At 35.9% G+C, this 23917-nt stretch carries 20 protein-coding genes; 18 read left to right on the top strand and 2 right to left on the bottom strand.

The window, feature by feature from the left end; all coding sequences use genetic code 11:
• Window positions 1–17 precede the first annotated feature (17 nt).
• Complete coding sequence (locus K5Q07_RS03800; protein ID WP_220729723.1) at window positions 18–830, bottom strand: pyruvate, water dikinase regulatory protein; 813 nt, start codon at window positions 828–830, stop codon at window positions 18–20.
• A 175-nt stretch (window positions 831–1005) separates the two neighbouring features.
• On the opposite strand from K5Q07_RS03800, the gene rpsU reads away from it, so the two are divergent.
• The 15 genes from rpsU (at window position 1006) to clpB (ending at window position 17303) form a co-directional block, all read left to right on the top strand.
• Window positions 1006–1200 carry a 30S ribosomal protein S21 gene (rpsU, locus tag K5Q07_RS03795; protein WP_034530758.1) on the top strand — a complete coding sequence of 65 codons (195 nt, stop codon included), beginning with the start codon at window positions 1006–1008 and terminating at the stop codon, window positions 1198–1200.
• A gap of 80 nt (window positions 1201–1280) precedes the next feature.
• Window positions 1281–1724 carry a GatB/YqeY domain-containing protein gene (locus K5Q07_RS03790; RefSeq protein ID WP_054483492.1) on the top strand — a complete coding sequence of 148 codons (444 nt, stop codon included), beginning with the start codon at window positions 1281–1283 and terminating at the stop codon, window positions 1722–1724.
• Between the two features lie 120 nt (window positions 1725–1844).
• The gene (locus K5Q07_RS03785) at window positions 1845–2813 is read left to right on the top strand and encodes a PhoH family protein (protein WP_034533953.1); all 969 of its coding nucleotides are present in this window, start codon (window positions 1845–1847) and stop codon (window positions 2811–2813) included.
• A 24-nt stretch (window positions 2814–2837) separates the two neighbouring features.
• A complete protein-coding gene (gene ybeY / locus K5Q07_RS03780; protein ID WP_053791815.1) occupies window positions 2838–3317 on the top strand; it encodes an rRNA maturation RNase YbeY in 480 nt (159 codons plus the stop codon).
• Window positions 3295–3690, top strand: coding sequence for a diacylglycerol kinase family protein (locus tag K5Q07_RS03775; RefSeq protein WP_053791814.1), 396 nt, complete (start codon window positions 3295–3297; stop codon window positions 3688–3690). Before ybeY ends, K5Q07_RS03775 begins: the two co-directional genes overlap by 23 nt.
• Window positions 3691–3705: 15 nt before the next feature.
• Entirely contained in the window at window positions 3706–4617 is a 912-nt protein-coding gene (gene era / locus K5Q07_RS03770; RefSeq protein WP_373310035.1) for a GTPase Era, read from the top strand.
• A gap of 27 nt (window positions 4618–4644) precedes the next feature.
• A complete protein-coding gene (gene recO / locus K5Q07_RS03765) occupies window positions 4645–5406 on the top strand; it encodes a DNA repair protein RecO (protein ID WP_220729719.1) in 762 nt (253 codons plus the stop codon).
• 281 nt (window positions 5407–5687) lie between these two features.
• Window positions 5688–6620, top strand: a complete 933-nt coding sequence (glyQ, locus tag K5Q07_RS03760) for a glycine--tRNA ligase subunit alpha (protein WP_034530772.1) — start codon at window positions 5688–5690, stop codon at window positions 6618–6620.
• On the top strand, window positions 6620–8698 hold the full coding sequence (gene glyS / locus K5Q07_RS03755; protein WP_220729717.1) for a glycine--tRNA ligase subunit beta: 2079 nt from the start codon (window positions 6620–6622) through the stop codon (window positions 8696–8698). Before glyQ ends, glyS begins: the two co-directional genes overlap by 1 nt.
• A gap of 119 nt (window positions 8699–8817) precedes the next feature.
• The gene (dnaG, locus tag K5Q07_RS03750) at window positions 8818–10650 is read left to right on the top strand and encodes a DNA primase (protein WP_251067629.1); all 1833 of its coding nucleotides are present in this window, start codon (window positions 8818–8820) and stop codon (window positions 10648–10650) included.
• A gap of 16 nt (window positions 10651–10666) precedes the next feature.
• Entirely contained in the window at window positions 10667–11779 is a 1113-nt protein-coding gene (gene rpoD / locus K5Q07_RS03745) for an RNA polymerase sigma factor RpoD (RefSeq protein WP_220729715.1), read from the top strand.
• An 88-nt stretch (window positions 11780–11867) separates the two neighbouring features.
• A complete protein-coding gene (locus K5Q07_RS03740; protein ID WP_220729713.1) occupies window positions 11868–12563 on the top strand; it encodes a tRNA (adenine(22)-N(1))-methyltransferase in 696 nt (231 codons plus the stop codon).
• Window positions 12564–13367 carry a Nif3-like dinuclear metal center hexameric protein gene (locus tag K5Q07_RS03735; protein ID WP_220729711.1) on the top strand — a complete coding sequence of 268 codons (804 nt, stop codon included), beginning with the start codon at window positions 12564–12566 and terminating at the stop codon, window positions 13365–13367.
• A gap of 11 nt (window positions 13368–13378) precedes the next feature.
• Window positions 13379–14614: a peptidase T gene (gene pepT / locus K5Q07_RS03730; protein WP_220729709.1), complete on the top strand. Its 1236-nt coding sequence runs from the start codon at window positions 13379–13381 to the stop codon at window positions 14612–14614.
• A gap of 106 nt (window positions 14615–14720) precedes the next feature.
• Window positions 14721–17303 (top strand): ATP-dependent chaperone ClpB, encoded by a 2583-nt coding sequence (gene clpB, locus K5Q07_RS03725; RefSeq protein ID WP_220729707.1) that lies wholly within the window; start codon window positions 14721–14723, stop codon window positions 17301–17303.
• A 35-nt stretch (window positions 17304–17338) separates the two neighbouring features.
• Here the strand turns inward: clpB and K5Q07_RS03720 are convergent, their stop codons facing one another.
• A complete protein-coding gene (locus K5Q07_RS03720; RefSeq protein WP_220729705.1) occupies window positions 17339–17527 on the bottom strand; it encodes a DUF2929 family protein in 189 nt (62 codons plus the stop codon).
• Between the two features lie 116 nt (window positions 17528–17643).
• Between K5Q07_RS03720 and dnaE the strand changes: the two genes are divergently transcribed.
• The 3 genes from dnaE to K5Q07_RS03705 all read left to right on the top strand — a co-directional run bounded on the left by dnaE (window position 17644) and on the right by K5Q07_RS03705 (window position 23907).
• The gene (gene dnaE, locus K5Q07_RS03715; protein WP_285289182.1) at window positions 17644–21012 is read left to right on the top strand and encodes a DNA polymerase III subunit alpha; all 3369 of its coding nucleotides are present in this window, start codon (window positions 17644–17646) and stop codon (window positions 21010–21012) included.
• Between the two features lie 141 nt (window positions 21013–21153).
• Window positions 21154–22914 (top strand): pyruvate kinase, encoded by a 1761-nt coding sequence (gene pyk / locus K5Q07_RS03710; RefSeq protein ID WP_220729702.1) that lies wholly within the window; start codon window positions 21154–21156, stop codon window positions 22912–22914.
• 108 nt (window positions 22915–23022) lie between these two features.
• Window positions 23023–23907, top strand: coding sequence for a CvfB family protein (locus K5Q07_RS03705; RefSeq protein WP_220729700.1), 885 nt, complete (start codon window positions 23023–23025; stop codon window positions 23905–23907).
• Window positions 23908–23917: the final 10 nt, after the last annotated feature.

Raw genomic sequence — 23917 nt, 5'->3', positions numbered from 1 at the left:
GCTTAACAGCTCTTTTTTTATTTATATGAATCTAGGTCTAAGCTTTCCATAATGACGGTAGCAGTTTCTTCGATTGATTTATCATGAACATCAATGATTAAGCAACCTAGTTTGTGGTATAAATTGTTGGCATATTCTAATTCTTCATCAATGTTTTTAGAGTTGGAATATGGTGTATCCTCATCGATACCGTAAGAAGCCATTCTAGCTTTGCGGATTTTTTGAATATCTTTAGTAACGCTAGTAAGTCCGATGATTTTCTTTGGATCTACATCAAAGACTTCTTTAGGTAATTGGATGGTAGGGCCAATTGGAACGTTTGATACCTTTAATTGCTTATTAGCTAGGTATAGTGATAAAGGGGTCTTAGAAGTTCTAGAAATTCCCAAAATGACAACGTCAGCTTTTGTAAGGTTTTGTGGATTACTGCCATCATCGTTTTCAACGGAGAATTCCATTGCTTCAATTCTTTTGAAATAATCATCATTTAAATCGTGGACCAAACCACTAACCCGTTCAGGGTTGAAACCTAACTGATTACTAATGGCCTTCATTGGTTTTTGAACACAATCGACGTTTTGTAATTGATTAGCCATTGAAAAGTCTTCGATTGATTTACTTAGATCAGCGTTAACTAGGGTATGAAAGATAACGGCTTCTTTTTGCTTAGCAATTTTTAAGATACCACTTAGCATTGATTCGGTAGTGATAAATGGGTATCGTTCGTATGAAATATCAGCACTTTCGAATTGTGCACCTGCGGTTTTGGCCACTTGCATCGCTGTTTCACCACTAGAATCTGAGATGGCAAAGATATTAATATGTTTCAATAAAATCACTCCTTTTTTACGACTATATTATATCTAAAAAACTGTCATAAAAGTAGTTTTAAATTGAAAAGTAATATTGACGTTATAAATATTGTTTTGTATAATTATTAAGAACAGTTTTAATAAATAAAAGATTAACTGTTGTATTTCGAGCTCGGAGGGAGGGAATTTTCATATGTCAAAAACAGTCGTTCGTAAAAACGAATCTCTTGATGATGCTCTTCGTCGTTTCAAACGTACAGTTTCCAAGAACGGTACTTTACGTGAATACCGTAAACGAGAATTCTACGAAAAACCAAGTGTTAAACGTAAATTAAAATCTGAAGCAGCAAGAAAGCGCAACAACAAGAAAAAAAGCCGTCGCTTTTAATTACTAAAAACGTTCCTGTTATTTCAGGGACGTTTTTTTTGCTAAAACTAAGCAGAATATTTTGAAAGAGGGAAACTATAATGAGTATCGCTACGAATCTTAATGAAGATCTTAAAAATGCAATGAAGGAACACAACAAAACTGCTTTGAACGTTATTCGTTCTCTAAAATCAGCCCTAACTAACGAAAAAGTTGCTTTAGGTCATGATTTAAGTGATGACGAAGAACTAACTGTTATCAGTCGTGAAGTTAAGCAAGTTAAGGAATCTATTGCTGAATTCAAAGATGGTGGTAGAGATGATTTAGTTGCCGAACAAGAAGAACAATTAGCTGTGCTAAGCAAGTACGCTCCAAAACAAATGTCAAAAGAAGAAATTGACAAGGTAGTTGAAGAAACTATCAGTGAAGTTGGCGCTTCAGCAATGTCTGATTTTGGTAAAGTAATGGGTGCTATCATGCCAAAGGTTAAGGGTAAAGCTGACGGAAACGAAGTTAACCAATCTGTAAAAGCTCACTTAAGCTAATTATTTATAAAGTGTGGTTGTGTTAGGTCGCAATCACGCTTTGTTAGTACATATTAATAACTTTTTTAAAGTCAAAATCTGTGCTAATATTTGATTATCAATAAAAAAGGGGTCGCTATATTGACAGAACAAACTGAAGTAACCAAAGAATTTATTATTCATAATTTAGATTTTGAACCTAAGCTATTAGGGGCACAAAATAAATACGTTACAATTCTTGAAGAGGGTATGGAAGTATCAATTAATGCTTTTGGAACAAATGTAAAGGTATCCGGAAGTGAAGATAATGTTAATAAAGTTATTTCAATTTTTAAGAACTTAATGGACTTAATTCAAAATGGTGTTACATTGAATAGCAGTGACTTTGTATCTGCTATGAATATGGCTAAAAATGATACGTTAAGTTATTTTAAAGAGCTATACAATCAAATATTAATTAAGGACTTTAAAGGTAAACCAGTTCGTGTAAAGAACTTTGGTCAACGACAATATGTTCAGTCCGTAAAGCGTAATGATATTACCTTTGGAATTGGACCTGCCGGTACTGGTAAAACATACTTAGCTGTGGTTATGGCAATTGCAGCATTAAAACACGGTGACGTCGAAAAGATTATTTTGACTAGACCTGCCGTAGAAGCCGGTGAAAGCTTAGGTTTTCTACCCGGTGACTTAAAAGAAAAGGTCGATCCATATTTAAGACCAATTTACGATGCTCTTCATTCAATTCTAGGAAGAGAACACACTGCTAGGTTGATGGAAAGAGGAGTTATTGAAATTGCACCGTTAGCCTATATGCGTGGTAGAACATTGGACTCAGCATTTGTTATCTTAGATGAAGCACAAAATACAACAACAGCTCAAATGAAGATGTTCCTAACTCGTCTAGGATTTGGTTCTAAGATGATTGTTAATGGTGATATCTCTCAAATTGATTTACCAAAACATGCAAGTAGTGGTTTGGTTCAAGCTCAATCAATCTTACAAAATGTTGAAAAAATTCGCTTTGTTAAGTTTGATTCTAAAGACGTTGTTAGACATCCGGTAGTCGCTAGAATCATCGATGCATACGAAGAATATCAACAAAAATAGAAATTTTATAACAGGAGTACCAGAATGGATTTAGAAATTTACGATAAGACAAAAGACGGTGTAGACCAAAAGCACATCGATTTAGTGGAAGATGTATTGCAATTTGCTAGCAAAGCATTAGACCTTAAGGATAATACTGAAATGTCAGTAACTTTCGTTAATAATGACGAAATTAAGGAAATTAACAGTAAGTATCGTGGTGTTGACCGCGCAACTGATGTTATTAGTTTTGCGATTGAAGACGGTGATGATGATTTTCCATTAATTATGGATGATGAAATGGCCGCAGAAATCCCAGAAAACATTGGTGACATCTTTGTTTCAATCGATAAGGTTGCTGAACAAGCAGAATTTTTAGACCACTCATACGAACGTGAATTAGGTTTCCTTGTTGTTCATGGATTCCTACACTTAAACGGTTATGATCACATGAAGCAAGAAGATGAAGACGTTATGTTCCCATTGCAAAGAAAGATCATGGATGACTATGGGCTTAAAAGATAAAAAAGTAGTCAGAAAAAATCGTAGTTTCGCTGAATCATTTAAGCACGCTTTTGATGGTTTGGTGATATTATGCAAGACAGAACGTAACTTTAGATTTCATCTAATTGCATCTTTAATCGTAGTGATTATTTCGTTTATTCTTAAGATTGATTTGAGCCAATGGGTTTGGATTTTGTTAGCAATATTTATTGTCTTAATCGCTGAAGTTGTAAATACGTTATGTGAATCAATTGTTAATTTAATTGTTGGTAATAAGTATGATGAGATTGCCAAGAAGGCAAAAGACGTAGCTGCAGCAGGTGTGGTTATTGCGTCAATCTTTGCAGCAATCATCGGATTATTGGTATATGTTCCAATTATATTTGGACTTTAACAACACGGAGGAATTATTATGGAATTTGATCCAAACTTTCATTCAGGATTTGTAGCAATCGTTGGTAGACCAAACGTTGGTAAATCAACATTTTTAAACCGTATTATCGGTCAAAAGATTGCGATTATGAGTGATAAAGCACAAACAACTAGAAATAAGATTCAAGGTGTATACACTGATGATGAATCACAAATTGTTTTCTTAGATACACCAGGAATTCACAAACCAAATAATAAATTAGATGATTTCATGGAAAAATCAGCTTTCTCAGCTTTAAAAGAAGTCGATGCTGTTTTATTCATGGTAAGTGCCACCGAAACTAGAGGTGCCGGTGATAACTTTATTATCAATCGTTTAAAAGAAATTGATAAGCCAGTATATCTAATCATTAATAAGATTGATGAAATCAATCCAAACAAGTTGTTGAGTATCATGGATATTTACAAGAAGGCACTTGATTGGAAAGAAGTTTTCCCAATCTCTGCACTACAAGGTAACAACGTTGATGAACTAATGGACAACTTGAAGCAATTATTGCCAGCTGGTCCACAATACTACCCAGAAGATGAAGTAACTGATCACCCAGAACGTTTTATCGTTGCTGAACTAATCAGAGAAAAAATCTTAATGTTAGCAAGAGACGAAATTCCTTACTCAATTGCAATTGATATCTTAAGCATGAAGACTAAGGAAAACGGTAATGTTGATATCCAAGCTGACATCTTAGTGGATCGTCCGGGTCAAAAGGGAATCTTAATTGGTAAGCAAGGCTCAATGCTTAAGAAGATTGGAACACTTGCTAGACAAGACATCGAAGATTTATTAGGTAGCAAGGTCTACTTAAAACTTTGGGTTAAGGTTCATCCAGGATGGCGTAATGAATCATCTGTTCTTAAGTCATTAGGATACAAGAAAGATAATTACTAAAATTTTAAAAATGGTCGGTGAATAAAGATGGATTCACAAACATATATGAATTTTCACGGTATTTTACTATATCGAAAGAATTTCAAAGAAAATGATATGTTAGTTAAGTTTTTAACGGCCGAGGCAGGCAAGAAGATGTTTTTCATCCGAGGTGCTCGTAAAAGAGGATTTAAGATGATGGCGGATATCTTGCCTTTTACCTATGGTACGTATTCTGGAAAGATAAATGCTGAAAACTTATCTTATATTTATAGTGGATTAGATACTGACCATTATGAAAATATTAGCGAGGATATTTTCTTAAACGCTTATGCTACGTACATTATGTCTTTAGTCGACGTTGCTTTTCCCGATTCAACACCAATTCCACACTGGTTTAACCAGTTATTCGCAGCATTACGATTAATTGATAACGGTGTTGATCCAGAGGTGATTACCAATATATGTGAAATTCAACTATTAGGTGAGTTTGGTGTTCAACCAGAATTAAGGGGATGTGCCATTTGTGGTCGGACTGATCTTAACTTTGACTATTCTGAAGCCTATGGTGGATTGATTTGTCAAAATCATTTCCAATTAGATGCTAACCGTTTGCACCTAGATCAAAAGACTATTTATTATTTACGTCGTTTTTCAATTATTGATTTAAACAAATTGGGAAATGTTAATGTAAATGATAATACAAAGCAAAATTTAAGAATGCTTCTCGATAAGATTTACTCTGATTCCGTTGGGATTCATTTGAAGAGTAAAAGTTTCTTAGATCAAATGAATGACCTAAGATTATAGAATTGATTTTTTAGCAATTGTAAACTATAATTGAATTAAATAAATACGAATGGTAATGACAAAAGAGGGTCATTGAATAAAATGATATTCAGCGATAGTAGGACAGTGTGAGCTACTTGCATTTTTCGATGATTGGCACTTTTTGAACCAAAGAAATCAAGCTGCTGACGAAAGTCAGAAGTAGGGTGGAACCGCGAATAATCGTCCCTATGTAAACTGTATTTAAGTATACTTTTTGCATAGGTTTTTTTTATGCCATTCGTTTATTAGGAGGAAGTAACATGACAGAAAAGTTGTCAATGCAAGACATCATTTTAAAATTACAACAATACTGGTCATCACAAGGTTGTATGTTAATGCAAGCATACGATACTGAAAAAGGTGCCGGAACTATGAGTCCATACACATTCTTACGTGCAATTGGACCTGAACCATGGAACGCAGCATACGTTGAACCTTCTAGAAGACCTGCTGATGGTAGATATGGTGAAAACCCTAACCGTTTATACCAACATCACCAATTCCAAGTAATCATGAAACCATCTCCTGAAAACATTCAAGAACTATACTTGGATAGTTTAAAAGAACTTGGCATTAACCCAGAAGAACACGATATTCGTTTCGTTGAAGATAACTGGGAAAACCCATCAATGGGTTGTGCCGGTGTTGGTTGGGAAATTTGGCTAGATGGAATGGAAGTTACTCAATTTACTTACTTCCAAATTGTAGGTGGTCAAGAAATGAACCCTGTTGCTTCAGAAATCACATACGGTCTAGAAAGACTTGCTTCATATGTTCAAGACGTTAACAACGTTTTTGAACTAGAATGGAGTGATGGCGTGAAGTACGGTGATATCTTCAAGGAACCTGAATACGAACACTCAAAATACAGTTTCGAAGAAAGCAACCAAGAAATGTTACTAAAGATGTTTGATGACTTCGAAACAGAAGCTAAAAAACAAATCGCAAATGGTCTAGTTCACCCTGCATACGACTACGTTCTAAAATGTAGCCATACATTTAACCTATTGGATGCCAGAGGTGCCGTTTCAGTTACTGAACGTGCCGGATATCTTTCAAGAATCAGAAGAATGGCCAGAGAAATTGCTAAGGCATTCATTGCTGAAAGAAAGAAACGTGGCTTCCCACTTATTAAAGATGAAAAATTAAGACAATCTCTTCTAAAAGATGATGAAAACAAGGAGGAAAAATAATGGCTCACACATTTTTACTTGAAATTGGACTAGAAGAAATGCCAGCTCATGTGGTAACTCCTAGTATCAAACAATTAGTTAAGAAGACTGAAGATTACTTAAAAGATCAAAGAATTGATTTTGATGCTGTTAAGCCATTCTCAACTCCTCGTCGTTTAACTATTCAAATTGAAGGTTTGGCTGACAAACAACCAGATGTAAACGAAACTGTAAAGGGTCCCGCTAAGAAAATTGCTTTAGATGACGAAGGTAACTGGTCAAAAGCTGCCATCGGTTTCACTAAGGGACAAGGACTAAGCACAGACGACATTACATTTAAAGAAGTTAAAGGTACTGAATATGTTTTCGTCGAAAAACATATTGCTGGAAAACCAGTTAAAGAAGTTCTAATGGGACTAAAGGACGTCATCACAAGTATGACTTTCCCAACATTAATGAAGTGGAACGTTTACCGTTTAGACTTTATCCGTCCAATTAGATGGATGGTAGCTCTATTAGATGATGAAGTACTACCAATTCAAATTCTAGACGTAACTGCTTCAAACGTAAGTCGTGGTCATAGATTCTTAGGTCAAGACACAACTATTAATTCAGCTGACGAATACGAAGAAAAGTTAAAAGAACAATTCGTTATGGTTGATGCGCAAAAGCGTAAAGACTTAATCGTTAAGCAAATCAAAGAAATTCAAGATGAAAATAACTGGGTAATTAACATTAACCCAGGCCTACTTGAAGAAGTTAACAACTTAGTTGAATGGCCAACTGCTTTCTTTGGTAAGTTTGATGAAAAATACTTACAACTACCTTCAGAAGTACTAATTACTTCAATGAAGGATAACCAAAGATTCTTCTATGTTAACGATCAAAATGGTAACATCTTACCATTCTTTATTTCCGTTAGGAACGGAAACAATGAATACATCGAAAACGTTATCGCTGGTAACGAAAAAGTACTTACTGCACGTCTTGAAGATGCAATGTTCTTCTACCAAGAAGATCAAGCTAAAGACATTGACTTCTACGTTAACAAGCTAAAGAAGGTCAGCTTCCACGATAAGATTTCAACTATGTATGAAAAAATGCAACGTGTTGAAAAGATTGCCGAAGTAATTGGTGAACATGCTAAACTAAGCAACCAAGAACTAAAAGATGTTAAACGTGCTGCTCAAATTTACAAGTTTGACTTAGTAACTGGTATGGTTGGTGAGTTCTCTGAACTACAAGGTGTAATGGGTGAAAAATACGCTCTATTGAAGGGTGAAAATGAAGCCGTTGCAACTGCAATTCGTGAACACTACATGCCAATTTCAGCTACAGGTGAACTACCAGCAACCAAGGTTGGTTCAGTTCTTTCTCTAGCTGATAAGTTTGACAGTATCCTAACATTCTTTGCTGCTGGTATGATTCCAAGTGGATCAAATGACCCATACGCATTGAGAAGACAAGCTAACGGTATCGTTAGAATTGTTAAGAATGAAGAACTAAACTTCAACCTAACTGAAATGATGGAAGCATTCATCAAGGCTGAAAAGGATGCCAATGTTGCTCCTGACTTGGACCAAAACAAGGAAATTGGTGAAATCGTTTCATTTATCAAGGACAGAATTGTTAAGCAATTAAAGGCCGATAAGATTAGACATGATATTATTGATGCCGCTGGTCACTCAAGAAACGATAACATTGAATTTATCTTTAGCGTTGCTGACATTCTAAACGAACACAAGGAAGACGATAACTTCAAGGAATCAGTTGAAGCGCTAACTCGTGTTCTAAGAATTTCAGAAAAACAAGATTTTGCTTCTGATGACTTAAATGTTGATGAATCATTATTCGAAAATGATTCTGAAAAGAACCTTCATTCAAATGTTGAAGCAATCTCAATTGACTTCTTTGGTTTAAGTGCAAACGATGAATACAACAAGTTATTTGACTTGAAGGATTCAATTAACGATTACTTTGACCAAACAATGGTTATGGCTAAAGATGAAAACGTTAAGAACAATCACTTGCGTGAACTAACTAAGTTATCTAACATGATTAACTGGTTTGCTGACTTAAACCAACTAATCGTAAAATAGAATTGATAGACAAACCTATGATGGGTTGATAAAATACTGTATAATATTTACTCGTATTTTGAACAAAAGTCGCACTAAAATTGGTGCGACTTTTATCAGTGAAAGGAGATATGCTGATAATGATTCCTGAAGAAGTAATTGATCAGATTAGAAATGAGACAAACATTGCTGATGTGGTTGGCCAATTTGTTTCATTGAAAAAGTCTGGTAGCAATCTTTTTGGTATATGTCCATTTCATAGTGAAAACACGGCATCATTTTCTGTTAATGAACAAAAACAAATTTTTCACTGTTTTAGTTGTGGAAGAGGTGGAAATGTCTTTAAGTTTATGATGGAAATGGAAAATCTTTCATACCCAGAAGCGGTGATGAGAGTTGCTGATATGCAGGGAATTGAAATTCCTGATCAATACAAGCATTCCAAGAAGTCAAAGACAAACGTTAATCCACTTGAGAAAAAATTAATCGACATGCATGAACAAGCCACTGAATTGTATAGTCATATTTTGATGAATACTGAGGTTGGTCAACCTGCATTAGATTATTTACATGAGCGTGGATTAACTGATGAGACCATTAAATTCTTCCGTTTGGGATTTGCCCCTAAGGAACAAATCTTAAATAAGTTTTTGGAAAATAAGCAGTTTCAATATGATGACATGAGAAAGTCTGGATTATTTATTGAGACAGATGATGGTAAACTTCGTGATCGTTTCTTTGACCGAATTATGTTTCCAATCAAAAATGAGTTTGGCAATTTAATTGGTTTTTCAGGGCGTGTGATGGATAAAAACGCTTCAACAGCAAAGTATCTAAACAGTCCCGAAACTGACATTTTCAATAAACGAAAAGTCTTATTCAACCTTTCGGATGCCAAGACTACCATTCAAAAACAAAAGAATGTTATTTTGTTTGAAGGATTTATGGATGTGATATCCGCTTATCAATCAGGTGTAACCAACGGAATTGCTTCAATGGGAACAAGTCTTACCAGTGAACAAATTGCTACACTTAAACGTTTAACACCGAGCGTCAGTGTTTGTTATGATGGTGATGCACCGGGACAAAACGCGATTAATCGAGCATTGTCATTACTTGCTAATACAGATTTATCACTAGGTGTTATTCAAATGCCTGAGGGAATTGATCCCGATGAATATCGTAAACAGTATGGTGAAGAAAAGTTTGCTAGTTACATGCATTCCGCTTATGAATCACCACTATCGTTTAAGATGCGATACTTCAAGTTAAACCGTAACTTGGACAACGAAACTGACCAAATTAGTTATATTAATGATGTCTTACAGGAAGTTGCTAAGATTTCCGATCCTTTGGAAAGAGACATTTATGTTAATCAATTATCTGACCAGTTTAACTTGAACAAGTTAGATTTAACCAATCGAATGAATACCTATATTCAGAAGAATAATATTAACAAGTCGATTCAAAAATCGAGGGACGAACCTCAACAAGGTCATCCAGTCATTCAACCAATTGATAATGTTAGATCACACAGTAAGGTTGAGTTGGCAGAACTCTATCTATTCAATCGGATTTTAATGTCACGAGAAATGTGGCAACATTTGATGAGTAAAGATGGTTTTGCTTTTGTGGATGATGATTTTCAACTTCTGTACACATTGGCACAAGGATATATGTCAACGCATGACGAATATAAATCAGCTGAGTTTCAAGACTTCATCAAAGAAGAAAAGTTACAAAATATGTTGATTAATATTGAGATGTTACCGTTGAGCGATGCACCAAATAAAGAAGAGGTTGACGATTATGTTAATATAATAATGAATGAGGCGCCAATCGATGTTCAGCTTAAGAACAAACAAGCTGAATTGAATGATGCCAAGAAGCTAGGGGATGTTGATAAACAAACTGAACTAGCGATGGAAATCATCGAGTTACAAAGACAAAAGCAGTTGAACGACAGATTGTAATTTAGGAGGCACTTTAATGGCTGAAAAGAAGTTAAACAAGAAAGAACTAAAAGAATCAACCAATGCTTTAATTAAGAAGCAAAAGAAAGTTGGACACGTCACTTATGACGATGTTAATGACACTATCGCTGTGCCATTCAAGCTAACTAAGAATGAAATGTACGAATTACTAGAAAAAATCGAAGATGCTGGTATCAGTGTTGTTGATAAAAATGGTGAACCAGATCCACGTGCCTTAGAAGCAGCTAAAAAGGTTACTCAAGCTGAATTAAAGAATTCAGGTTCTGCTCCAACTGGTGTTAAGATTAATGATCCAGTTAGAATGTACCTAAAAGAAATTGGACGCGTACCTCTTCTAACAGCTGACCAAGAAGTTAATTTAGCTCTTCGTATTGAAGAAGGCGACGAAGAGGCTAAGCAAGAATTAGCTGAAGCTAACCTTCGTTTGGTTGTTTCAATTGCTAAGCGTTATGTTGGTCGTGGTATGCAATTCTTGGACTTGATTCAAGAAGGTAACATGGGTCTAATGAAAGCCGTAGAAAAGTTTGATTACAGAAAAGGTTTCAAGTTCTCAACTTACGCTACTTGGTGGATTAGACAAGCAATTACACGTGCGATTGCTGACCAAGCTAGAACTATTAGAATTCCAGTTCACATGGTTGAAACAATCAACAAATTAATCCGTATTCAAAGACAATTACTTCAAGATTTAGGTCGTGAACCTACACCTGAAGAAATTGGTGCCGAAATGGATATGCCAACTCAAAAAGTTAGAAGCATTCTAAAGATTTCTCAAGAACCTGTTTCTCTAGAAACACCAATTGGTGAAGAAGATGACTCTCACTTAGGTGACTTTATCGAAGACCAAGATGCAACTAGTCCTGCTGACCACGCTGCATATGAATTACTAAAGGAACAACTTGAAGGTGTCCTAGATACTTTAACTGACCGTGAAGAAAACGTTCTAAGATTACGTTTTGGATTAGACGATGGTCGTACTAGAACTCTTGAAGAAGTTGGTAAGGTGTTTGGTGTTACTCGTGAAAGAATTAGACAAATTGAAGCTAAGGCTTTGAGAAAGCTACGCCACCCATCCAGAAGTAAACAACTAAAGGATTTCCTTGAATAATATTAAAACAGATAGCATTTGCTATCTGTTTTTTATTTTCTATAGCGGTTATAATATAAATAATAACAAAGTAGAAAAAGGTGTTTTTATGGACGCAAATAAGTTATCTCAAAGATTGAAAGTAGTTGCAGATTTTGTTCCGCAAAATAGTCGAGTTGCAGACATTGGTTCAGATCATGCCTACTTGCCAGTTTATTTGATGAAACAAAAACAAATTGAATTTGGAATTGCCAGTGAGGTTGCTAAAGGACCTCTAGACAACGCAATTCAAGAAATTAAGGCTGAGGGCCTAAGTGATCGAATTGATACAAGATTAGCTGATGGTCTATTATCAGTACAACCTGAGGATAAAATTGATTGTGTTACCATTGCCGGAATGGGTGGAACTCTAATCAAAAACATTCTAGAAAATGGTAAGTCACACTTATCAGGTGACGAATTGTTGATACTTCAACCAAACGTTGGTGAAGACCGTCTAAGAACATGGTTAATGAATAACCAATATGAAATCAGTGATGAAACTATCTTAAGAGAAGATGGTCACACTTATGAAATTATTGTGGCGAAGAAAACTGATGAACCTGTTAAATACTCACAACAAGAAATTAAGTTTGGCCCATATTTATTGAAACAACATTCAGATGTATTTGTTGAAAAATGGGAAAATGAAATTGAAAGAATTGAAATGGTCATTCAACAAATGAACTTGGCAAAGCATGATAAACCAGTCGACAAGATTAATTCAATGAAGAAGGAAATTGAGGAAATTAAAGAGGTGTTATAAATGAAAGCATTCGACTTAATTAACCAGTTTGAAAAATTTGCACCAAAGGACATCGCGGTTGAAAACGACCCGATCGGTTTGCAAATCGGATCGATTAATCAAGAAATTCACAAGGTATTGGTTACCTTAGACGTTAGACCAGAAGTCGTACAAGAAGCGATTGACAATAATTGCGATATGATTTTTTCACATCATCCAGCAATGTTTAGACCCGTTAAGAATATGGATTTAGATGTCCCACAAAACAAGATGTATGCCGATATCATTAAGCACAACATCGTTGTTTATTCAGCCCACACCAATTTGGACAATGCCGATGGCGGGATGAACGACTGGTTAGCTGAAGCGATGGACCTAAGAAACGTTGAAGGACTAGTTAGCCAAGGTGAATACGAAGGTGTTGAATACTTTATGGGTCGAATTGGTGAACTAAAGGAAACAACCACAGTTGAACAATTTGCTCGTAATTGTAAGGAATACTTCAATGTTTCCGGTCTTAGACTAATCAGTCATGAATTGAATAAACCAGTCAAAAAGGTTGCTGTACTAGGTGGTGACGGTGGTAAGTTCTATAACATTGCCAAAGATAAAGAAGCAGACATTTATGTTACCGGTGATGTTTATTATCATGTTGGTCATGACATGATTGCAGACCATATGTCAGTTGTCGATCCTGGCCACCATATCGAAAGTATTTGCAAACCATATCTAGCAGAAATGTTTAAAGAGTGGGCAAAAGATTATGAATGGCCAATAGATGTGATAGAATCTTCTATAAACACTGATCCATATCAATTTATTTAGGGGGAAACACCATGAGTAAGTATGAAGACTTAGTACCTCGTTTTTTGAGATACGTTAAGATTAACACACGCTCTGATGAAAGCAGTACTAACATTCCATCAGCAGACCGTGAAACAGTATTTTTAAACCAATTAAAGGAAGAATTAAAAGAAATTGGTTTATCTAACGTAAGAACAAATGAAGAAAGTGCATATGTATTTGCGACCTTACCTTCAAACATCGATAAAGATGTAAAGAAGATTGGTTTCATTTCACATATTGATACTGCTGATTTTAATTCAGAAAATGTGAACCCACAATTTGTAGAAAATTATGATGGAAAATCAAATATCAAATTAGGTAATGGTGAATACAACTTAGATCCAAACGTATTTGAAAGTCTACATAAGTATTCTGGTGATACTCTTATCACAACTGATGGAACCACTTTATTAGGAGCGGACGACAAGTCAGGAGTTTCAGAAATCATTTCATCAATGAAGTACTTAATTGACCATCCAGAAATTAAGCACGGTGAAATCGAAGTTGGTTTCGGTCCAGACGAAGAAATTGGAACTGGTTCATTGAATTTTAATGTTGAAGATTTTGGTGCTGATATGGCATACACTGTTGACGGTGGGGCTAAGGGTCAATTACAATACGAAACCTTTAACGCAGCTGGTGCAACTGTTGAAATTAAAGGAACCGATGTCCATCCTGGCGAAGCCAAGGATGTTATGGTTAACGCAGCTCTATTAGCAATGGAATTCAATGCTAAACTACCTGCATACGAAAGACCAGAATACACTGATGGTAAAGAAGGATTCTACTTCTTACTTGAAATTAACGGTACTCCAGACGAAACTAAGATGTCATACATTATCAGAGATCACGACAGAAATCGTTTTGAAGAAAGAAAACAATACTTCAAGAAAATCGCTGATGAAATGAACCAACGCTTCGATTATGATCGTGTCCATGTTGAAGTAAAAGATCAATACTACAACATGGCAGAGGTGATCGAAAAGAACATGGAAGTTGTTGATTTAGCCAAGGAAGCAATGACCAATGTTGACGTTAAGCCAGACATTTTCCCAGTTCGTGGGGGAACTGACGGTTCAACAATCTCATTTAAGGGATTACCAACGCCAAACTTGTTTGCTGGTGGTGAAAACATGCACGGTCGTTTTGAATACGTATCCGTTCAAACAATGGAAAAAGCATGTGACGTCATCATTGAAATCGCTAAGTTGAACGCAGAAAAATAATTAGTCAAAAAAGGTCAAAATAATTTGATTTAATGTGACCTTTTGGTAAAATTTACCTATGAGATGAATTTCTCATAGGTATTTTTTTATTAAGTAGGTGAAATAATTGAATCCAGATGAATTAACAGAAGCAGTATCACAAGCGCTAGCAGAAGCACAAAAGGTAGCTGCTAATCGCAAACATCAAGAAATCACAATTACCCATTTATTCAAGGTATTAGTTCAACCAGGTGAATTAGCAAGACAAATTTTTGCTGAATCCGGGATGGACGTAGATGATTTCGAAAAGCAATTAGATCAACAACTAGATGAAATTGCAACGGTAGATGGCCAAGGCGTGACCTATGGACAAAATATTTCATCCAGTATGTTAGAACTATTACAAAATGCTGAAAAAGAAAAAACGAACTTGGGTGACGGCTATGTTGCTGTTGATACATTAGTAATTGCATTAATGGATACAAATGGTAACAAGGTCGTTGATTATGTTAAAGACCAAGGAATTACAAAGAAAAAGATTGAAGAAGTAGTAGAAAATATTAGGGGAGGCGAAAAGGTGACTTCAAAGAATCAAGAAGATAATTATCAAGCACTTAAGAAATACGGTGTGGACTTGGTTGCCGAAGCTAGAGCAGGTAAGCTAGGCCCTATCATTGGTCGAGACGAAGAAATTCTAGACGTAATTAGAATTCTATCTAGAATGACCAAGAACAACCCTGTCTTGATTGGTGACCCCGGTGTTGGTAAGACAGCTATTGTTGAAGGTTTAGCAAAGAGAATTGCCGTCAATGATGTTCCTGAAAACTTAAAGGACAAATCATTATTTGAACTAGATATGAGTTCGTTGATTGCCGGCGCTAAGTACCGTGGTGAGTTTGAAGAACGCTTGAAGGCGGTCCTAAAGGCTGTTAAAAAGTCCGAAGGCCAAATTATCATGTTCATCGATGAAATTCATAATATCGTTGGCGCTGGTAAGTCTGAAGGCAGTATGGATGCCGGAAATATCTTAAAACCAATGTTAGCTCGTGGTGAACTACATTTGATTGGTGCAACTACTGTTGATGAATACAGAAAGTACATGCAAAAAGATAAGGCGTTAGAAAGACGTTTCCAAAAGGTTAGCGTCGATGAACCAAGTGTTGATGACACCATTACCATTCTTCGTGGAATCAAGGAACGACTAGAAATTCACCATGGTGTAAGAATTCATGATAACGCATTGGTTGCTGCTGCTAAGTTAGCTGATCGTTACATTCCAGATAGATTCTTGCCAGATAAGGCAATCGATTTAGTTGATGAAGCATCTTCTACAATCGAAGTTGAAATGAACTCCAATCCAACAGAATTGGATCAAGCAAACCGTAAGTTGATGCGTGCAGAAGTAGAAGAAGCTGCATTAAAGAACGAAGAAGATGACGAATCTAAGGCTCGCTTAGCTAAGTTAGAACCGGAATTAGCAAACTTAAAGGAAACCGTTAATAAGTTAAATGCTAGATGGCAACAAGAAAAGTCGTCAATTAAGACACTTGGTGATAAAAAGGCTGAATTAGATCAAGCCAAGAATGACTTGCAACAAGCTGAAAGCTCATATGACTTAAACAAGGCTGCCGTCTTAAAACACGGTACCATTCCAAAGTTAGAAGAAGAATTAGCCAAGATGGAAAGTCAAGATCACGAAGCAGATTGGTTAGTTAGTGAATCTGTTACTGAAGATGGCATCGCAGAAGTATTAAGTCGAGAAACTAAGATTCCGGTTGCTCGTTTGATGCAAGGAGAAAGAGAAAAACTACTTCATTTAGATGACAATTTGCATAAGCGTGTGGTTGGACAAGATGAGGCGGTAGAAGCTGTGTCCGATGCTGTTTTACGTTCTAGAGCCGGACTACAAGATCCTAGCAAACCTTTAGGTTCTTTCCTATTCTTAGGACCTACCGGTGTTGGTAAGACAGAACTTGCCAAGTCATTAGCCGAAAACCTATTTGATTCAGAAGAACACATGGTAAGAATCGACATGTCTGAATACATGCAAAAAGAATCAGTTTCTAGACTAGTCGGTGCTGCTCCAGGATATGTAGGTTATGAAGAAGGTGGCCAACTAACTGAAGCCGTTAGAAGAGATCCTTATACTATTGTTTTATTTGATGAAATTGAAAAAGCGCATCCTGATGTCTTTAACGTCTTACTACAAGTTTTAGACGATGGAAGACTAACTGATGGGCAAGGCCACACAGTTGATTTCAAGAATACGCTATTGATTATGACATCAAACCTAGGTTCTGATATCTTATTGAATGGTTTGGACAAGGATGGTAATATTTCTGATAAAGCCAAGAAACAAGTAAATGACTTGTTAAAGAAGAGCTTTAAGCCAGAATTCTTAAACAGAATTGATGATATTATCACATTCAAGCCACTATCCAAGAAGGATGTAAGAGAAATTGTTAAGCATCTAATTGACCAATTAGGTCAACGCTTAAGCGACCAACAAATTAAGATTGAAATTAGTGATGAAGCACTAGACTGGATTACTGATAATGGATATGATCCACAATATGGTGGAAGACCGTTACAACGTTTTGTAACTAGAAAAGTTGAAACCCCATTGGCGAAGTTAATTATTGCCAACAAGGTTAAAGCTAAGTCTACTGTTAAGATTGGTTTAGCTAATAACGAATTAACATTTGAATAAACAAAAAAGCTCAAGTTATTTAACTTGAGCTTTTATTATTTTACTGAGTGTTTTGAAATAAGTGATAAAGCGTTAACAGCAAGTAATACAACTACGGCTGATACGACACCAATTTCAGTTAAATTATAGGTTAATCCAGTTAATTGACTGGCAATGTATCCGATGATTTCACCAAAGATAACAGCCCAGAAAATAACTAATAGATTTGAAGTAATGAATTTCATCATATCCACCTCACATTTCATAGAAATTTTACCACAGTTATGGTGCAAAAAACAGTTATAAATAATCCAACGAATTGATATTTTTGTTATAATTATTTGAGGAAAGGGATGATTTTATGGATTATACACCGTTAAACGTAATGAGTTCATATAGTTTGTTGAATAGTACAATCTCAATAGATGAATTAATTTCAACAGCAATTCAACGTGGGTATACTAACCTGGCGTTGACTGATGACAAAGTTATGTATGGTGCAATTGAATTCTATGATAAGTGTATAAAAAATAATATTCATCCGATCATCGGGCTTACTTTGTCCATTGAAAATATTTCAGCGGATGAAGAGTCGAATCAATTAATTTTTTTAGCAAAGAATAATGATGGATATAGAAATATCATGAAGTTATCGACTTTAGCTAAAACCAAAGAAGGCGAAATGCTTTCAATCGATGATTTAATTAATTTCACTAAAGATACATTTATAATTGTTCCCGATTACGGTGAGGTTGCAGCGTTAATTAAACAACACCAAACTGATCTGGTAACTGATTTTCTAAGTGGGATTAAGCACGGTAAACAAGATAATGATATCTTCCTAGCAATTAGTGAAGAAAAACTAGAAGATGATGACTATATCAATCAAGTACAGTCAATATCAAAACAATCTGAAATCGATTTGATTGCATCCTCTAGAGTTCAAAACCTAAATAGCGATGATGCGTTTGCACTTAAGGTAATGCAATGCATTCGAGATGATAATCGACGATTGACTAATCCACTGGGTGAAAGTCATGAAGAAACACAAAACTGGCTAAAACCAAGTAACGATGTTATTAATGACTATCAATTAAAGGGTCTGGAAGAATGCTTAATTAACAATGAACGTGTTGCTAGTCAATGCCATGTTGAGATTAGTAAGAAGCAACCGGTGTTGCCACACTATGATAATGGCAGAAACATGTCATCAAAAGACTATCTGGCAGAATTATGTATAACTGGTTTGAAACACCGATTAGTTGAACTATCCATTCCTAAGGATAAGTGGTTAATCTATCGTGATCGTCTAAAACATGAATTACAAGTGATTGGTGGAATGGGCTTTAATGACTATTTCTTAATTGTTTGGGATGTAATTAACTATGCTCACCAACAAAATATCATGACGGGTCCCGGACGTGGTTCAGCAGCCGGTTCACTTGTTTCATTTTGCTTGTACATTACAGACGTTGATCCAATCGAATACGACCTATTGTTTGAACGTTTCCTAAACGATCAACGTGCTCAAATGCCGGACATTGATTTGGATATTCCAGACGACAAACGTGATGTAATCTTGAAATATGTTCACGATAAGTACGGTCATCAAAATGTTGCTCAAATCGTTACCTTTGATACGATGTCGACAAAACAAGTATTGAGGGATGTTGGTAGAACTTTTGGCCTATCAAAGTTTGAACAAGATGAGTGGAGTAAGGCAATTCCAAATAAGTTAAAGATTACACTTAAGGAATCTTATGATAATTCACAAAAATTGAGGAACTTGGTTCATGACAACGCCTTAAATAAGTTAATGTTTGAGACTGCTACTAAATTGGAAGGTAATCCAAGACATTCATCTACCCACGCGGCTGGTCTAGTACTAAGTCAAAATAAAATTGTTGAAACATCACCACTTCAAGCAGGAAATGAAGAATTATTGATTACACAATATTCTAAAAATTATGTTGAAGAAATCGGTTTGTTGAAAATCGATTTCTTAGGTTTGAAGAACCTTTCAATTCTAAATGACATTATTCAATTAGTTAGAAAAGACGTAAACGGTAATTTTGATATTCGAAAGATTAATTTAAATGATGAAAAGACGCTTGAATTATTCCAACAAGGTGATACTAACGGAATTTTCCAATTTGAATCTGATGGTATTAAACGAGTTTTGAAATCACTACATCCTGATAACTTTAATGAAGTTGCAGCGGTTGATGCGTTGTATCGTCCAGGTCCAATGGAAAACATTGATACTTTTATTGCCAGGAAGAAGGGCAAACAAAAAGTTGAAGGCATTGATGCAACACTTACCGATGTTTTGGGACCAACATATGGAATTATTGTGTACCAAGAACAGGTAATGCAGGTGGCTTCTATCATGGGTGGTTTTACACTTGGTGAAGCCGATTTATTACGTCGTGCAATGAGTAAGAAGAAACAAGGCGTAATGGAATCAATGCGAGATAAGTTTATCGTAGGAGCCGAAAAAAAGGGCTATTCCAAGCAGTCTGCTCAACAAACATTTGAATATATTGAACGATTTGCAAGTTATGGTTTTAACAAGTCTCACGCCGTGGCATACAGTAAAATGGCTTTTGAATTGGCGTACCTAAAGGCACACTTTAGTCGTCAATTCTTTACAGGCTTACTTAACTCCGTAATGGGTAATCACGATAAGATTAATACTTACGTTGTTGAAGCCAAAAAACGCAATATTAAAGTATTGGCACCTGATATCAATAAATCATTCGAAGGATTTATCGATGATGGTCAAAATATCGTCTTTGGTCTAAGATGCATCAAGGGAATTCGTAGTGATTTTATTCATGAAATTGTTGAAGGACGAAAACAAGATGGTCCATACAAAGGATTAGAGGAATTCATATCACGAATTTCACCACAGTTTAGAAAAAACGATTTATTGAAACCACTTATTTATGTAGGCGCATTTGATAGTTTTAGCGATAACCGATCCGAGTTAGCTAATTCAATAGATGAGTACGTCGAATCAGTTAACCTAAGTGGTGGATTACAAGACTTGTTTAAGACTTTAAAGCCTAAGAAGATAGCGGCCGAAGAACTTAGTTTGATTGATAAATTGGAATTAGAAAATAAATACGTTGGTGTTTATTTATCAGGACATCCGGTAGAGCAATATCAACAACTAGGAAGTGCAATGAAGATTGTATCTTCAGACGAGTTGGGTAGTTATGACGAACCAATTAATTGCTTGTTGTTTGTTCAACGTGTCAAAACCATTCGAACCAAGAAGGGTGATAACATGGCTTTCGTTGACGGAACCGATGTTGCTGGAGATATTAACGTAACGGTTTTTCCATCAACATATAAGCTGGTGGCTAATTGGATTAGGACTTCAATGGTTATCTTGGTAAATGGGAAACCAGAAAAGCGAAATGGTCAATATCAACTGATTGCTGATAAGATTTATCCAGCGGCCAACGTTTTAAGCAAGATCAAAAAGCAAATGCCTAGTGAAAAATGGTATTTGAAGATTGATGAAGACCATAATTCCAATCAGGTATTGAGAAATGTTTACGCATTGATGAAACAAAATCATGGAACTCACCAAGTCGTTATATATAATTCACAAAATAAGACTAAAAAACTACTTAATGCTGACAATAACCTGAATAATAGCAAGGTTTTACACGATAAACTTATTCAATTATTAGGCCCAGGCAATGTAGTTTATAAATAATCTTGAATTATTAAAAAATTGCGTAAAAATAAAAGACATAAATTTTAAAAAGTGATACAATTTTAGATGAAACCTAGTTATGCATGATAGTCATCTTTAAGGATGATTTATCATACAAAATAAAAGGAGAGATTTTTACTTATGAAGAAAACAAAAATCGTAAGTACATTAGGACCTGCTAGTACCGATGTTGACACTATTGTCAAATTAATCGAATCTGGCGCTAATGTTTTCAGATTTAACTTCTCACATGGTGACCATGAAGAACACTTTGATCGTTTGAACAAAGTTCATGAAGCCGAAAAGAGAACTGGTAAGACTGTTGGTCTTATGCTTGATACTAAGGGTGCTGAAATCCGTACTACTATCCAAAAAGATGGTAAGATCGAATTCCACACTAACGACGAATTTAGAATTTCAATGGACGATTCTATTGAAGGTACTAAAGAAAAGATCGCCGTTACTTACCCTGGCTTATTATCCGACGTTCACGTTGGTGGCCACATCTTATTTGATGACGGTATCCTAGACTCAGTTATCAAAGAAATCGATGAAGCTAACAAGGAACTAGTTGTTGTTGCTCAAAACAACGCTACTCTAGGTTCACGTAAAACTGTTACTGCACCTGGTGTTTCAATTAACTTACCAGGTATTACTGAAAAGGATTCAAGCGACATTCGTTTTGGTCTTTCAGAAATGCACATTAACTTCATCGCCGCTTCATTTGTAAGAAAACCAGAAGATGTTTTAGACATCCGTAAATTACTTGAAGACGAACACAAAGAAGACGTTCAAATCTTCCCTAAGATTGAATCACAAGAAGGTATCGACAACTTTGAAGAAATCATGAAGGTTTCTGATGGTTTGATGATCGCTCGTGGTGACATGGCTGTTGAAATTCCAGCAGAAAATGTTCCAATCGTTCAAAAACACTTAATCCACAGATGTAACGAAATGGGTAAACCAGTTATTACTGCAACTCAAATGTTGGACTCAATGATTGAAAACCCACGTCCTACACGTGCTGAAGCTTCAGACGTTGAATACGCTGTATTAAGCGGTACTGACGCTACTATGCTTTCAGGTGAAAGTGCTAACGGTGACTACCCAGCAGAAGCAGTTTCTACTATGGCTAAGTTAGACGTTAAGGCTGAAAACCACTACGATGAATACGGTGACGCACGTCCTGCATTCAACAACGGTGACGTTACTGAAGCATTCGGTAAGCAAGTTGCTGAAATGGTTAAGGATCTTGACATCAAGACTATCGTAACCACTACTTCAACTGGTTACTCAGCTCGTATGATTTCTAAGTACCATCCAAATGCTGATATCTTAGCATTAACTTTTGATGACCGTGTACGTCGTGGCCTAATGGTTAACTGGGGTGTTCAACCAATCGTTGTTGACAAGCCAGAAAACAGCGATGGTATGTTCGACTTCGCAGCTAAGAAGGCAGTTGAAACTGGCTTAGCTAAGGAAGGCGACTTAATCCTTGTAGTTGCAGGTCTACCTGTTGGCGAAAAGGGTACAACTAACGTAATGAGCGTTAAGTTGATCGGTTCAGAACTTGCTCAAGGACAAGGTGTTGGCGACAAGACTGTTATCGGTAAAGCTTTTTTAGCAAGTAACGCTGCCGATGCAAACAGCAAGGCTGTTGACGGTGGCGTGTTGGTAGCTAAGAATACCAACAAAGACTTCTTGCCAGCTATTAAGAAGGCAAGCGCAATTATCGTTGAAGATGGTGGTATGACATCACATGCTGCAGTACTAGGTATTTCATTAGGAATTCCTGTTATTGTTAGTGCTAAGGGTGCTACTGAAAACATCTCAGACGGTCAAACTATTACAGTAGATGCACGTCGCGGAATTGTTTACGCAGGCGCTGCTAACTCACTATAATAATTATTCGAAAAGAGGATGCATTTTAAATGCATCCTCTTTTTTTATCGAAATATTATGTAAATTAGTGTAGAATTGACATATAACGATTCGAAATGAGGAATATTAATGAATAACTTTTTAGGCCGTGTTGTTTCTGGTAAAGTAACTGACGAAAATGACAAAAACTATTTTGTTCAAATTGAAGGAACAACATTCCTATTGGATAAGGACGAAATATTAAAGCCACTAAAGATTGGTAGTAACTTTAAGGGTTTTGCATATGAAAATGAAAATCACAAGATGCAAATAACAAGAAACATTCCTGATGTTCAAGTAGATCACTACGCATTTGGGACGGTTGTCCAAAGTAAATATGGATTGGGAATCTTTGTGGATATCGGATTACCAAATAAGGATATCGTCGTATCAATCGATGATCTTCCTGAATTAACAAAGTTATGGCCTCAACATGGCGATAAAGTCATGATTGCCTTAAAAATCGATAAAAAAGATCGAATTTGGGGTGAATTAGCTGATGAAGAAATCTTCAAGAGTATTTCAATTCCAGCTAATCCCAAGCTAAAGAACCGTAACATGAAGGCGACAACCTATAGATTAAAATTAGCTGGAACTCGTGTTATTACTGATGACTATCGCATAGGATTCATTCACCCAAGTGAACGCGAAATGGAACCACGTTTAGGTCAACAAGTTAATGTAAGAGTGATTGGAATTCTAAGAGATGGCACTTTAAACCTTTCAATGAAACCTCGAGCATACGAAGCAATCAGTGATGATTCTAAGATGATTTTCGCTGTTTTAAAGAGATCAGAAGAAGGCAAGATTGAATATACCGATAAGAGTACACCTGAAGACATCAAAGCTTTCTTTGGTATTAGTAAGGGTCAATTCAAACGTGCTGTCGGTAATCTTTTGAAGAACCGTCTAATTGAACAAAAAGATGGCGAAATGTTGTTAACTGAAAAGGGTAAAGAAACTGATATTGAATAAAATCGGGTGA

The sequence above is a fragment of the Apilactobacillus zhangqiuensis genome, assembly GCF_019656215.1.
Classification (GTDB): Bacteria; Bacillota; Bacilli; order Lactobacillales; family Lactobacillaceae; genus Apilactobacillus; species Apilactobacillus zhangqiuensis.
The sequence above is the reverse complement of the archived record's forward strand: the minus strand, read 5'-3'. Positions and strand labels throughout refer to the sequence as shown.

Excerpts from the sequence above, each read along its gene's own strand:
- rpsU (WP_034530758.1), top strand. The coding sequence starts at position 1,006 with ATGTCAAAAACAGTCGTTCGTAAAAACGAATCTCTTGATGATGCTCTT.
- K5Q07_RS03790 (WP_054483492.1), top strand. The coding sequence starts at position 1,281 with ATGAGTATCGCTACGAATCTTAATGAAGATCTTAAAAATGCAATGAAG.
- ybeY (WP_053791815.1), top strand. The coding sequence starts at position 2,838 with ATGGATTTAGAAATTTACGATAAGACAAAAGACGGTGTAGACCAAAAG.
- K5Q07_RS03775 (WP_053791814.1), top strand. The coding sequence starts at position 3,295 with ATGACTATGGGCTTAAAAGATAAAAAAGTAGTCAGAAAAAATCGTAGT.
- recO (WP_220729719.1), top strand. The coding sequence starts at position 4,645 with ATGGATTCACAAACATATATGAATTTTCACGGTATTTTACTATATCGA.
- glyQ (WP_034530772.1), top strand. The coding sequence starts at position 5,688 with ATGACAGAAAAGTTGTCAATGCAAGACATCATTTTAAAATTACAACAA.
- glyS (WP_220729717.1), top strand. The coding sequence starts at position 6,620 with ATGGCTCACACATTTTTACTTGAAATTGGACTAGAAGAAATGCCAGCT.
- dnaG (WP_251067629.1), top strand. The coding sequence starts at position 8,818 with ATGATTCCTGAAGAAGTAATTGATCAGATTAGAAATGAGACAAACATT.
- rpoD (WP_220729715.1), top strand. The coding sequence starts at position 10,667 with ATGGCTGAAAAGAAGTTAAACAAGAAAGAACTAAAAGAATCAACCAAT.
- K5Q07_RS03740 (WP_220729713.1), top strand. The coding sequence starts at position 11,868 with ATGGACGCAAATAAGTTATCTCAAAGATTGAAAGTAGTTGCAGATTTT.
- K5Q07_RS03735 (WP_220729711.1), top strand. The coding sequence starts at position 12,564 with ATGAAAGCATTCGACTTAATTAACCAGTTTGAAAAATTTGCACCAAAG.
- pepT (WP_220729709.1), top strand. The coding sequence starts at position 13,379 with ATGAGTAAGTATGAAGACTTAGTACCTCGTTTTTTGAGATACGTTAAG.
- K5Q07_RS03720 (WP_220729705.1), bottom strand. The coding sequence starts at position 17,527 with ATGAAATTCATTACTTCAAATCTATTAGTTATTTTCTGGGCTGTTATC.
- dnaE (WP_285289182.1), top strand. The coding sequence starts at position 17,644 with ATGGATTATACACCGTTAAACGTAATGAGTTCATATAGTTTGTTGAAT.
- pyk (WP_220729702.1), top strand. The coding sequence starts at position 21,154 with ATGAAGAAAACAAAAATCGTAAGTACATTAGGACCTGCTAGTACCGAT.
- K5Q07_RS03705 (WP_220729700.1), top strand. The coding sequence starts at position 23,023 with ATGAATAACTTTTTAGGCCGTGTTGTTTCTGGTAAAGTAACTGACGAA.